Origin of the sequence: Hymenobacter polaris (assembly GCF_012927305.1) — a bacterium.
In the GTDB taxonomy this organism is placed as follows: domain Bacteria; phylum Bacteroidota; class Bacteroidia; order Cytophagales; family Hymenobacteraceae; genus Hymenobacter; species Hymenobacter polaris.
This window is the reverse complement of record NZ_JABBGH010000001.1, coordinates 960,047-972,290: the sequence shown is the minus strand read 5'-3', so window position 1 is coordinate 972,290 and position 12,244 is coordinate 960,047. Positions and strand designations below refer to the sequence as shown.

Sequence of the window (12,244 nt, the reverse complement as noted above, 5' to 3'; positions counted from 1 at the left end):
ATTCCCATCCTCTACCTCGCCGCCCCATGGACCCCAACCAAGTACAAGTAGCGGAGCCGGCCCCGCCCCCCGGCGCCTCGCCGGCTGATATAGCGGCCCTGCAGGCCCAGGTGGCGCAGCTCGACCGGCTGGCGGCCATTGGCCAGCTCACGGCCGGCATTTTGCACGAAATCAAGAATCCGCTCAATTTCGTGAGCAACTACTCGCGCCTCTCGGCCGACCTGGTAACCGAGCTGGAGGAGCTGAGCGCCAAGTGGGCCGCCACGCCCGAAGCCGCGGAGCTGACCGACGTGCTGGGCATGCTCCGGGGCAACATCACCCGCATTCGGGAGAACGCGCAGCGGGCCGAGCGCCTCATCCAGAGCATGCTGGCCCAAACCCGCAACGAGCCGGCCCACTTCGAGCCCACGGCCCTCAACGTGCTGCTGGAGGAGTTTACCAAGCTGGCCTACCAGGGTATCCGGGCCGGCGACAAGGAGTTTGTGGTGTCGCTGGTGTTTCAGCTCGACCCCAACATGGGCGAGGTGCAACTGGCGCCCTACGAGTTCAACCGCGTGGTGCTCAACCTGGTGCTCAACGCCTGCTACGCCGTGAACGAGCGCCGCAAGAAGCTGCTCGACGGCAGCGCGGGCGCCTACAAGCCCACCATCACCGTGTCGTCGCAGCGCTTCGCCGACCACCTGGAGGTGCGCGTGCGCGACAACGGCGAGGGGATGTCGGCGGCCGTGCAAGCCAAGCTGTTCACGCCCTTCTTCACCACCAAGCCCGTGGGCACCGGCACCGGCCTAGGCCTGGCTTTGAGCCGGCGCATCGTGGCCGACCTGCACCGCGGCTCGCTGGCCGTAGCCTCGGAGCCGGGCAGCTACACCGAGTTTACCATTCAGCTGCCGCTGCTAGCCTAGGGCTGGCCGGCCACCCCCTTTTCCTCCTCCTACAACCTATTAGGGCCATGACTATCAAAATATTAAGCGTAGACGACGAGCCGGACATGGAAATGCTCATCACGCAGCGCTTTCGCCGCCAAATCCGGGACAAGAGCTTCGAGTTCATCTTCGCCACCAACGGGCAGGAAGCCCTCGATAAGCTCGATGCCAACGAGGACATCACCCTGATTCTCTCCGACATTAACATGCCCGAGATGGACGGGCTCACGTTCCTGACCCACCTCAACGACCGCAAGAACCCATTTTTGAAAGCCGTGATGGTGTCGGCTTTCAACGACATGGACAATATCCGCACGGCCATGAACCGCGGGGCGTTCGACTTCGTGACCAAGCCCATCAGCTTCGAGGACCTGGAGGCGACGCTCAACAAAACCATCGACCACGTGTCGATGCTGATGCTGGCCCAGCGCGAGCACGACCAACTGCTGGCCATCCAGAACGACCTCAACATTGCGCAGGAAATTCAGCAGGCCATGCTGCCCAAGGTGTTTCCGCCCTTCCCCGAGCGCACGGACTTCGACCTCTACGCCATGCTGCGGGCGGCCAAGATGGTGGGCGGCGACTTGTTCGACTACTTCCTGATGAGCGAAGAGCGCCTGTTTTTCCTCATCGGCGACGTGTCGGACAAGGGCGTGCCGGCCTCGCTGTTCATGGCCATCACCAAGGCCATTTTCAAGAGCCACTTCTCTAGTAAGGACTGCGCGCCCATCCAGGAGGAGGTAATGCGCATCAACGGCTTCTTGAGCGAGGAAAACTACTCCATGATGTTCGTGACGGCGTTTGTGGGCATCCTGGATATCAAAACCGGGGTGGTCGAGTACATCGACGCCGGTCACGAAGCGCCCCTGATTTTGCGTAAAGACAACACCGTGGAGTCCTTGCCCAAGCGCGGCGGCATGGCGCTGTGCATCCTGGAAGACTTCCCTTACCAGGCGCAAACCTTCCAGCTGCAGCCCGGCGACACGCTCTTCACCTACACCGACGGCGTGCCCGACGCCAATAACAAAGCCGGCGAGCGCTTTGGCATGGCCCGCGTGAAAGCCCTGCTGGCCGCCCAAACCTCGGCCGCCCTGCCCCAGGCTATCACCGAGGCTACCTACGACGCCATCAAGAATTTCATCGGCGACAACGCGCAGTTCGACGACATCACCATGCTCACGCTGCGCTACAACGGCGCCTAGGCCCCGCCAGCTTCTTCAAGTTTCTTACCCACCCTTAACCACTTACTTTTATGATGCTTGACGTAGTACGCCAGCACTACCCTAGGGCCATTGATTCGGGCACGTTTGTGCAGCGCACGCTGGACGTGCTGCGGGACAGATACCAGCTGGCGCCTCGCCAAGTGCTGCTGGCGCACTCCATCTGCTCCGACGACGTGAACGCAATTGCCTACCCCGAGGAGGGCCGCCAGATGCTGGGCCCCTTCAACCTGGGCGGGCTCGATGGCTACCCCTTCGTGGGGCTCACCGGCCTGCTGGCTTTCGCCCACCACGTGCCCGACGACGGGGCGGCGCTCATCTTCTACGCCCCGCACATCGGCGTGACGGCGCAGGGCGAGCTGGGCAAGATTTTGCGCGTGGGCCAGCAGGGCGCCTCGGCCTGCTGCGGGGCCGCCGCCCTGGCCCTGCAGCACGTGCGCGACGAGGTGCCGCTGCCCGCCACCCCGCCCGCCGACAACTACCAGCAGCACACCCTCACCAGCCTGCTGCACGGCCAGCGCGACCGGGTGCTGGCCGCCGCGCAGCCCCTGCGCGAGGCCACCGAGGTGATTCTGGAAGCCTCGGACAAGCAGATTGACCACCTCATCCAGCATACCTCCTTCCTGGGCAAGTACCTGTTCGTGGTGAGCGCCGTCATCATCAATACCGACCGCGACTTCACTTCCTTCCAGGAGCTGCGCCGCTTCCAGCGCCTCGACGTCGATACCAAGGAAGTGCTGGAAGAATTGACTTTTTGATTGCCGCGCCCGCCAGCGCCGGCCCTAGGGCAACTGGCCGGCGCCCCGCCTCCTGGTTGCCCTCCTTACCTCCTCGTTTTCACTCCCTATGTACGTTCGCCGTAATATTCGCTTCGGTGTGTGGTTCAGCTTCGCCTGGAAAAACCTCTTTCGCCTCACCCTCTGGACCGCCCTCGTAACCGGGGCCTTTCTGTGGCTGCAGCCCCACGGCATTGATATCCGGCTGCCCTTTCTGCCCTTAAGTACCATCGGTATTGCGGTGTCCTTCTACCTAGGATTCAAAAACAGCCAGTCCTACGACCGCTTCTGGGAGGGGCGCAAGCTCTGGGGCGTCATCCTCACCCAGTCGCGGGCGCTGGCGCTGCAGTCGTTCAGCTACCTGCGGGCGCGCCACCCCGGCGAGTTCAGCGAGGAGGAGGTGCAGGAGCGGCGGCGCGAGGTGCTGTACCGCCAGCTGGCCTGGGCCAACATGCTGCGCCTGCAGCTGCGGCGCTCCACCATGCACGACCGCGCCAACATTCACCACACCCCCGACCTAGGCACCACCGCCGCCAACCCCGACGAGCCGCGGGTGCAGGATTTCCTGAGCCCCGAAGAGTACGAGGCCGTGCTGCGCACCGGCAACCCAGCCATGCAGCTGCTTAAAAACCAGGCCATAGCCTTGGGCCACCTGCGCCACGATGGCCTGCTCGACGAGTTTTACCAGATAGACATGATGCTGGCCGTGCGCGAGTGCGGCGGGGCCCAGGGCGGCTGCGAGCGCATCAAAAACACGCCCTTCCCGCGCCAGTACGCCTACTTCGCCAATCTCTTCGTCTGGATTTTCGTGCTGCTGCTGCCCTTTGGCATGCTGGGCGAGTTCACGAAGCTGGGCACCACGGCGCTGGTGTGGCTCAACGTGCCGGTGTCGGTGCTGGTAGCCTGGATTTTTACCACCTTCGAAATCGTGGGCGACAACAGCGAGGACCCCTTCGAAAACTACGTCAACGACGTGCCCATGACGGCCCTGTGCCGCAACCTAGAGCTGGACCTGCGCGAGATGCTGGCCGAGGGCAGCCTACCGCCCCGCCTGCAGCCCGTCAACGACATCTTGCTGTAAGGCACCGGCCTGCGCTTGTTTTCACTTCTCACCTAGCCCCTGCATGAGCCCCGAACCAACCCCTGCCGCCGTCCCTGATACGGCCGACGACGACCTGGCGACGCTGGCCGGCTACCCGCTGTTTGCGCAGGTACCGCGGCCGCAGCTAGCCTGGCTGCTGGCCACCGCCGAGCGGCAGGAGCTGGCCGCCGGCCAGCAGCTACACGGCCTGGGCGACCCCGTGGACCATACCCACGTGGTGCTGCATGGCGAACTGCGGCTCTTCGACCCCCAGCACCCCGGCCACGGCATCATCCGCTACGAGCCGGGCCAGGTGTCGGGCTACCTGCCGTTTTCGCGCATGACCACGGCCAAGGGCGTGGCGCAGGCCGTGCTGCCCAGCACCATTCTGGCTTTGCCGCGCCGCCTCACCCAGCAAATGGCCGCTCAGCACTTCGAGCTGACCCAGGCCCTGGTGGGAGTGATGACCACGCGGGTGCGCGAAACCACCGCCGTGCACCAGCAAAACGAGCGCATGGTGGCCCTGGGCAAGCTCTCGGCCGGCCTGGCCCACGAGCTGAACAATCCCATTGGGGCCGTGGCCAGCGCCGTGGGCTACCTCAGCCGCCACACCCAGGCCCTGCCCGACCTGACGACCCAGCTGCTGGCCGCCCGCGCCGCGCCGGAGGCCCTAGGGGTGGCCCAGGCCCTGTTTGCCCCCGCCGCGCCGCCCGCGCCCCTGGGCCGCCTGGCCCGCGCCACCCTCGAAGAAGACCTGGCCGACTGGCTGCTCGACCACGACGTGCCCCAGCCCGAGGCCCTGGCCGAGCAGCTGGCCGAAGTGGGCTGCACCGAGGCCCAGCTAGCCGCCGCCGCCCGGCAGGTGCCCGCCGCCCAGTTGGCCCTAGGGCTACAATGGGCCTACCACGGTCAGCAATTGCAGCGCCTGGCCGCCGATGCCCGCGAAGCCGCCGGCCGGGTGGCCGAGCTGGTGCGCTCCATCAAAACCTACACCCACATGGACCAGAGCCCCGCCCCCCAGGCGGTGGACTTGAACGAGGGCCTGCGTACCACCTGCCGGCTGCTGGCCCACAAGTTTCGCGAGGCCGGCGTGCAGCTGCAGCAAGAGCTGGACCCCGCGCTGCCCCTGGTGCTGGTGCTGGCCGGCGAGCTAAACCAGGTGTGGACCAACCTGCTCGACAATGCCCTCGATGCACTGCGCGGCCAGCCCGGCGCGCTGGTGCGCGTGGCCTCGCGCCACGACCCCAACTTCGTGCAAGTCACCATTACCGACAACGGCCCCGGCATTCCCACCGAGCTGCAAAGCCAGGTGTTCATGCCCTTCTTTACTACCAAGCCCCCCGGCCAGGGTACCGGCCTGGGGCTCGATTTGGTGCAGCGCATTACGCGCCAGCACGGCGGGGCGGTGCGAGCCACGTCGCGGCCGGGTTACACCGAGTTTGAGGTATGCCTGCCCCGGCAGGCGGCCGTGCAGGCCTAGGGCCCCGCCAGCGCCACTTTTTCCTTTATTCCTTTCCCGATTATGGCTAAGCCCACTATTCTCTGCGTTGACGACGACCCGCACGTGCTGCGGGCCATCGCGCGCGACCTCAAAGACCACTACCGCGCCGACTACCGGGTGCTGAGCGCCGCCTCGGGGGCCGAGGCGCTGGAGCTGCTGGCCGAGCTGAAAAAGGCTGGCAACCCGGTGGCTTTGCTGCTCAGCGACCACCGCATGCCCGACCTCAACGGCGTGCAGTTTCTCGACCAGGCGCGGGCGCTGTTTCCGGAGGCGCGCCGGGTACTGCTGACGGGCTACGCCGACACCGAGGCCGCCATCAAGGCCATCAACGACGTGCAGCTGCACTATTATTTACTGAAGCCCTGGGACCCGCCCGCCGAAAAGCTCTACCCCGTGCTCGACGACCAGCTGGCGCTCTGGCAGTTCAGCCACAACGCAGAGCTAGTGGGCCTCAAACTCATCGGCCACGCGTTTTCGCCCAAGGCCCACGACCTCAAGGACTTCCTGGCTGGTAACCTCGTGCCCTACCGCTGGCTGGAATACCCCAGCAGCGAGCAGGCCCGCGAGCTGGTGGAGCTGAACGCCATCGACCCGCTGCAGCTGCCGGCGCTGTTTCTGGAGGATGGCCGCTACCTGCTCAGCCCCACCCCGGCCGCGGTAGCGGCCAGCATCGGGCTGCACGCCGACACCCCGGCCGACCTCTACGACGTGGTCATTATCGGGGCCGGGCCGGCGGGCCTGGCGGCGGCCGTGTACGGCGCCTCCGAAGGGCTCAAAACGCTGCTCATTGACAAGCGCGCGCCCGGCGGGCAGGCGGGCACCAGCTCACGCATCGAGAACTACCTGGGCTTTCCGGCTGGCTTGAGCGGCGCCGAGCTGGCCCAGCGGGCTTCCAGCCAGGCCACCCGCCTAGGGGCCCAGTTCCTGATGCCCCAGGAAGTAACCCGCATCGAGCTGCGCGACGGCTACAAAATCCTGCACCTGCGCGATGGCAGCAGCTTGCAGGCGCGCAGCGTCATCATCACCACGGGCGTTGACTACCGCAAGCTCGAAGCGCCGGGCGTGCACGACTTCACCGGGGCGGGCGTGTACTACGGGGCCGCCACCACCGAGGCCAACAGCTGCCGCGACCGGCTGGTGTACGTGAGCGGTGGCGGCAATTCGGCCGGGCAGGGCGCGGTGTACTTGTCCCAATTCGCGGCCCACGTCACCATCCTCATCCGGGGCGAGAGCCTGGCCGCCACCATGTCGGCTTACCTGATTGAGCAAATCCGCACCATCCCCAACATTACCGTGCGCAACTTTACGGAGGTAGTGGGCGCGGCCGGCACCGACCACCTCACGCACCTCACCCTGCGCGACAACCGCTCCAACACCACCGAAACCGTGCCCGCCGACACGCTGTTCGTGTTCATCGGGGCCCGGCCGTTTACCGACTGGCTGCCGGCCGAGGTGCTTAAAACGCCGCAGGGCTTCGTGCTCACCGGCCGCGAGGCCCAGCTGCACGCCGACTTCCGCCAAAGCTGGCTGCCCACCCGCGAGCCGCACCTGCTGGAAACGTCAGTGCCCGGCATCTTCGCCGCCGGCGACGTGCGGGCCGGCGCCATGGCCCGCGTGGCCTCGGCCACGGGCGAGGGCGCCACGGCCATCAGCTTCGTACACCGCTACCTGGCCGAAACCTAGGCGCAGCAGTTCAGATAGTTATTTTCTGGTCGAAGTACGGGTCCCACGCCTAGGGCGATTACGCGCACTAGGGCAGTTAAAAGTCGCTGGCGCTGCGCTGGATTCGCGCTTTTTGCAGCGTCATGGCGGCCTCTAGGCCAGCCACAAGGGTGCGGGCGTCGCGCAGGGCGTCGGTTTTCAGTTCCGTCCACGTCTGGTAGCTGCCCAGGCCCCCGTAGCCGAACAGGCTGGTCCGCTTCTGCTCTAGGGCGCCGCCTGAGCGCAGGTTGGGTACCCCTTTGGCATCGTGCACAAAGTCGGTCAGCACGTACTTATAGCGCCCGTCCTTCACGTAGATGCTGAGCGAGTGGCGCACCACACCGGCGTAGGTGGCGCGCGGTACCCCCTGGTAGTCCTGGTACACCTGCGCCAGGCGGGTGCCGCGCAGCTGCAGCAGGCCGCTGGCCGCATCTTCGCGCTCTACTTCGGCGTTTTGCTGGTTGTAGGTTTGGCTCACCCAGCGGCGGGCCCGGTCGAAAAGGTCGGCCTGGCTGGCGCCGGGCACCTGCACCACGCCCTCGTAGGTGATGCGGTGGGTGGTGGCCGAAAGGGGCGGCGCGTCGGCATCAGCGGGGTTGTAGCCCACCAGCGCGGCGGCTGGCGTCAGGTAGCGGAAGCCCTCGCGCGCCACCACCACCCAGCGGGACGACAGCTCGCCCACCACGCTCACGGCCGCCTGGCTGGGCGCAAATACCTCGGCGGGGCGCAGCGTATCGGCGGCCCGCCGATACAGGGGCGCTCGCCGCAGCCCCACGCGGTACGTGACGGGCGGGCGTGTGGCTTCGGGCTGCTGCGCCAGCGCCGCCAGGGGCAGGGCGCCCAGCAGCGTCAACAAGAAGGTCTTCATGGGGGGCAAAGGTCGGTAGGCCCGCGCGATTGGCCGCCTGCCTAGCCAGTGGCCTAGGGCCAGCGCGCGGGCTAGGCGCCCGCCGCCCAGGCCCGCGCCTGCCCTAGGTCGGTAAAATGCCGGAACTCGTAGGCCAGGTCCGGCAGGGCCGCGCGGTATAAGCCGTCGATGGTGAGGCGGTTGAGGGCTTCCAAGGACTCGAGGTGGGCAAAGCGGCGCACGCCCAGCGCGCTGAGCGGCCGCAGCACCTGCTCGTGGGTCCAGGCCAGGTCTTTGGGGCGCACGGCCCCCAGGCGGCGGTCGTCGGCCACCCAGCCCGTTACTTTGTGCAGCCGGGCCAGGCGCATCGCCTCTACCAAAGCCGTCCGGAAGTCGTCGCTGCCAGCAAAGCCCAGCCACTCGGTTTCGAGCACTGGTACGGGGCCGGGGTGAAGCAGCAAATTCAGAAACGGGTAGGCGGCGAGCGTTTGGGGCATGGGTGGGCGGCAGTGAGGAGCTATTCTTCGCGGTGTACGGTGGCCGGGCTAAAAGCAGGCACGCACACCGACCAGTATTCGCATTCCTCGGCAAAAGGGTTGGCGTAGCGCACCCGCGCCCCGGCTTTAATCAGCAGCGACTCGCCCGCGCCCAGCTCCACTATTTCGCCGTCAATTTCGAAGCGCTTGCGGCCCCGCACCACTATCGTCACCTCGTCAAACTCGGGCCGCTGGGGCGGCTCGCTCCAGTGGGGCGGGGCCACCATGTGGGCCACGCTGTACTGCCCGGTGCCGGTGCTGGCCAGGCCCACGTGCTCCTCAATGAGCTTGCCATCGGTGGTGGGCACCACGAAAGGTGCGGTGTTGCGAACGTAGTTTTTGGTAGCGGCCATGCGGCTAAATAAATAAGTAATAAGTTGAAATACAGCGTATAGCGGGCGCGCCTGCCCACTGCGGCCTAGGCCCGCCGGGCTAGCGCGAGGCCGGTGGGGTAGGGCAGGCGCCCGCCCGGAAGGTGCGCACGCCCGCGTGGCCAGCTACGCAGGCATTGGAATACGTTTTGCCGTCGCAGCCGCACACCGGCTCGTACACCATGGGGCACACGCCGGTGGGGTCTACTTTGGCGGGGTCGATGCAAGCGCTGGTAGTGGGCGCGGGCCGCTGGCAGGCAGCCAGGGCCAGCAGGCCGGCGGCCAGGCCCAGGCGGTGACCCCGGCAAACAAGGAGAAAAAGCATATAAAAAGGGCTAGGGGAGGGGTGGCAAGGTAGGGCTAGCGGGCCAAAACCCCGCGCCGCCCGCTTTTTTGCGGCCCCTGCCAACCCCCCCGCCGCTGCCGCCGTATAGCCGCCATACGCCGAGCCTAGCTGCCCCCTAGGGCAGCTATTCGCTTGAACTTCAACTCACCTTCATTATTTTTCTTTCTCATGGCTTACAAAGAAGACAACAGCGCTGGCAAAGTTCTGCTCGCCGCCTTGGCAGGCGCGGGTGCTGGTATCATTGCCGGCATTTTGCTGGCCCCCGATAAAGGCTCCGTAACTCTCGATAGCTGGAAAGAATCGGCCAAGGACCTGGGTGACCAGCTGGGCGAGCAATACAAGAAATACAGCGCCGACCTGGAAGAAAAATTCAAAGGCATCAGCGGCAAGGTGGACGAGCTGACCAGCAACCTGCAAATCAAGGGCAACTGGGATGAAATTAAAGGCAAGCTGAAGCAGCAGTATGCGCAGCTGACGGACGAGGACCTCAACTTCAGCGATGGCAAGATAGACGAGCTGCTCGGCCGCCTCGAGCAGAAGCTCGGCCAAAGCAAGTCGGATATTGTGAAGCTGCTGAGCGATTTTAGCAGCAAAGCCAAAGACGCTGTGAGCAAGGCAACCGACACCGCCAAAGACGCGGCCAACAAAGCATAGAACTAGCGCTCCCACTGGCCGCACTAAGGCCCTAGGGCTAATAGTAGACACCGCTAACCAAAAGCCACCTTCCACGGAGGGTGGCTTTTTTGTGCTGCTACAACTGGCTAACCGGCCCGCAGCTTTTGCCGTAGCAGCCTAGGCTACTGCCTTGCGCAGGTAGTCTGGGTACCTTCGGGGCGGGGCTGGCCCCCGCCCGTTGGTCGCGCCAATTTCACGCTGACCGTTCACTGACGGACGTAAGCTAAACCCCGCTCTGATGGTACCCCGGAATATAAATTCGCCGTAGTTGATTTTCTACCCATTTAGCTCCTTACCCACCATGCCTATTAAAGACAACAACGGTAAAGTCATCGTCTCGCTGCTGGCGGGCGCCACGGCCGGCATCGTGGCTGGCTTGCTGCTAGCCCCCGAAACCGGCGAGGACACCCGCAAAACCCTGGCCCAGGGCGCCGACAAGCTCTGGAGCGGTAGCCTGGGCGACAAGGTGAAGGGCGCCCTGGCCCGCTTTACCGGTGCCGCCGCCGCTACCCCCGCCCACAATGCCGATAAGCAAGCCGCCGACGAGCGGCTGCAGAGCCTGAGCGCAGCCGAGCCCGGCGACCTTACCGCCCCCGCCGGCGCCGGCAACGGCCGCTCGGTAGGCGGCGATGAGGTATGAGGCTGCGTCTATAAAAATATTTCTCTGTAAATAAGTAAGTTAAGCGATTTGTTGAAAAAATAACGGGCTCCTCGTAACCCTAGGCTACCCGCCCCGTTAAAGACCTTACCAAACGATGTTGGAATTGCCAATTTCGCTGCTGTAAAATTGCCGGACGTAGGAGCTTCTGGCGGAATTGGTTTATCATTCCGCGCAGTAAAATCAGACGACCCATCGCAAGCTTCTGTCAGTGAGTTGTTTTTCCCATCTTTGGTAAAGAAAAGCCCGCTACCCTATCGGTAGCGGGCTTTTTGACGTGTAAGACCTAGGCCTTCCCGGCGCCGGCAGCGGCAACCGCCTAAGTGGTGCAGAGCAAGGGACCCAGCGCCCGCTCGATGGCATCGACGGACACGACAATGTTCTCATCCAGAGGGTGGCTGTAGCGGCCGGGGGCCAGCGCTTGCCGGCAGCCCGCGTAGCGCACGCCCCGCAGCTGCGCCAGGTAGTGAAAGTAGTCGGGGGCGTAGCCGGGCGAAAAAATCTCAAATAGCTGCGTGCCCGGCCGGCACCAGATGATGTTGGTAAAGGAGGCGCCGTGCGGGCCCAGGATAAAGGAGGCGCCGTGGTAAAGGGTAAGCTGCTCGGCCAGGCTGCGCGGCCGGTCTTCCACCACCGTGAAGCCGTAGGTGAGCAGCATCCGAACGAGGGCGTCTTCGTTGCTGATGCGGCGGCGGCCCCTGCGGCTGATATAGAGGCGGGGAGCGGAGGAGGCGTTGGGGTTGATGAGGGGAGCCAGGCGGTCGTGCAGCAGGTGCACGTCTGTGGCGCTCGGGTAGTACCCCCCGGCACCATTGCCAAGCACGCACGTGCTGAAACCTACCCGGTGGGTGCGGCTGTCAACGAGCTGAGCGGGCCCTAGGCCCAGGGCCGCCGCCAGCTCCTGCTCGTAGGTAGTATGAAAGAGCGGGTAGCTGACCAGCGCCTGCGCGGCGGCCGTGGCCGGCAGGGCCGCCAGCAGGCGGCACAGCTTGGCACCCACCAGCAGCAGGTAGTCGTAGTAGCCCCATATCTGCAGCGGGTGCTGGTAGTGGCTGAACGGCGCTAGTAGTATATCGGCCGTGGCGGCGCGGGGCGGGGCCGGGCGCCAGCAGTGGCGCCCCAGCTCGTGGATGGCATAATCGGGGCAAAGTATCGTGCGGCCTACGCGCACGCCCCCGTTGCGCAGCAGGGCGGCCCCCGCCGCAGCCGCCAGCTGCCACGTGTACTGCGGCTCCGTGACAATGGTGCGGGCCTCGTGCAGCAGCTGCGAACTTGCTACGGCGTCGGGCACGGCTGGTAGCGCCAGCTGCTGCCCAGGGTACTGCCGCAGCACCTGGGGCCGCAGGTAGTCCACCGTCTGCGCCTTGCTCAAGAAGCGCACACCCGCCGCGCTGGCCGCCAGCCGGGTGCCGCGGCGCAGGGCATTCAGCAGCTTCGCGCGGGCGTACTCCATGTGCTAAATCTACTAAGCCTACTAAGTTGAAAAGAAGCTAAAAGCCGCTTACTAGCTCAGCCTTTAGCAAATATAAAATACTAAAGTAGGGTCGATTATACACGTTGGCAAGTTCACGCGCCTCAGCCCGGCCTAGGGCCCATAAGCAAAGCCAGG

General features: G+C 65.2%; 13 protein-coding genes. 8 read left to right on the top strand and 5 right to left on the bottom strand.

Annotated features, from left to right (window positions below; all coding sequences use genetic code 11):
• The first annotated feature begins 26 nt into the window (after positions 1-26).
• The 6 genes from HHL22_RS04125 (at position 27) to HHL22_RS24330 (ending at position 7,184) form a co-directional block, all read left to right on the top strand.
• Complete coding sequence (locus HHL22_RS04125) at positions 27-902, top strand: sensor histidine kinase (RefSeq protein WP_169529689.1); 876 nt, start codon at positions 27-29, stop codon at positions 900-902.
• A 47-nt stretch (positions 903-949) separates the two neighbouring features.
• Positions 950-2,125, top strand: coding sequence for a PP2C family protein-serine/threonine phosphatase (locus HHL22_RS04120; protein ID WP_169529688.1), 1,176 nt, complete (start codon positions 950-952; stop codon positions 2,123-2,125).
• A gap of 50 nt (positions 2,126-2,175) precedes the next feature.
• Positions 2,176-2,901 carry a hypothetical protein gene (locus HHL22_RS04115; protein ID WP_169529687.1) on the top strand — a complete coding sequence of 242 codons (726 nt, stop codon included), beginning with the start codon at positions 2,176-2,178 and terminating at the stop codon, positions 2,899-2,901.
• Between the two features lie 88 nt (positions 2,902-2,989).
• Positions 2,990-4,000 (top strand): bestrophin family protein, encoded by a 1,011-nt coding sequence (locus HHL22_RS04110; protein WP_169529686.1) that lies wholly within the window; start codon positions 2,990-2,992, stop codon positions 3,998-4,000.
• A gap of 43 nt (positions 4,001-4,043) precedes the next feature.
• A complete protein-coding gene (locus HHL22_RS04105; protein WP_169529685.1) occupies positions 4,044-5,480 on the top strand; it encodes a sensor histidine kinase in 1,437 nt (478 codons plus the stop codon).
• Between the two features lie 42 nt (positions 5,481-5,522).
• Positions 5,523-7,184, top strand: a complete 1,662-nt coding sequence (locus HHL22_RS24330) for an FAD-dependent oxidoreductase (protein ID WP_169529684.1) — start codon at positions 5,523-5,525, stop codon at positions 7,182-7,184.
• 76 nt (positions 7,185-7,260) lie between these two features.
• Here HHL22_RS24330 and HHL22_RS04095 read toward each other — a convergent pair whose 3' ends face one another.
• The 4 genes from HHL22_RS04095 to HHL22_RS04080 all read right to left on the bottom strand — a co-directional run bounded on the left by HHL22_RS04095 (position 7,261) and on the right by HHL22_RS04080 (position 9,281).
• Positions 7,261-8,070 carry a DUF4468 domain-containing protein gene (locus tag HHL22_RS04095; RefSeq protein ID WP_169529683.1) on the bottom strand — a complete coding sequence of 270 codons (810 nt, stop codon included), beginning with the start codon at positions 8,068-8,070 and terminating at the stop codon, positions 7,261-7,263.
• A 71-nt stretch (positions 8,071-8,141) separates the two neighbouring features.
• Positions 8,142-8,546 (bottom strand): hypothetical protein, encoded by a 405-nt coding sequence (locus tag HHL22_RS04090; protein WP_169529682.1) that lies wholly within the window; start codon positions 8,544-8,546, stop codon positions 8,142-8,144.
• Positions 8,547-8,566: 20 nt separating this feature from the next.
• Positions 8,567-8,938 carry a cupin domain-containing protein gene (locus HHL22_RS04085; RefSeq protein WP_169529681.1) on the bottom strand — a complete coding sequence of 124 codons (372 nt, stop codon included), beginning with the start codon at positions 8,936-8,938 and terminating at the stop codon, positions 8,567-8,569.
• Positions 8,939-9,017: 79 nt separating this feature from the next.
• On the bottom strand, positions 9,018-9,281 hold the full coding sequence (locus HHL22_RS04080; protein WP_169529680.1) for a Kazal-type serine protease inhibitor domain-containing protein: 264 nt from the start codon (positions 9,279-9,281) through the stop codon (positions 9,018-9,020).
• 189 nt (positions 9,282-9,470) lie between these two features.
• Between HHL22_RS04080 and HHL22_RS24325 the strand changes: the two genes are divergently transcribed.
• Both HHL22_RS24325 and HHL22_RS04070 read left to right on the top strand, forming a co-directional pair.
• Positions 9,471-9,956 carry a CsbD family protein gene (locus HHL22_RS24325; RefSeq protein ID WP_169529679.1) on the top strand — a complete coding sequence of 162 codons (486 nt, stop codon included), beginning with the start codon at positions 9,471-9,473 and terminating at the stop codon, positions 9,954-9,956.
• A gap of 322 nt (positions 9,957-10,278) precedes the next feature.
• Positions 10,279-10,617, top strand: a complete 339-nt coding sequence (locus tag HHL22_RS04070) for a YtxH domain-containing protein (RefSeq protein WP_195809220.1) — start codon at positions 10,279-10,281, stop codon at positions 10,615-10,617.
• Positions 10,618-10,954: 337 nt separating this feature from the next.
• Here HHL22_RS04070 and HHL22_RS04065 read toward each other — a convergent pair whose 3' ends face one another.
• Positions 10,955-12,088, bottom strand: coding sequence for a glycosyltransferase family 61 protein (locus HHL22_RS04065; protein WP_169529678.1), 1,134 nt, complete (start codon positions 12,086-12,088; stop codon positions 10,955-10,957).
• Positions 12,089-12,244: the final 156 nt, after the last annotated feature.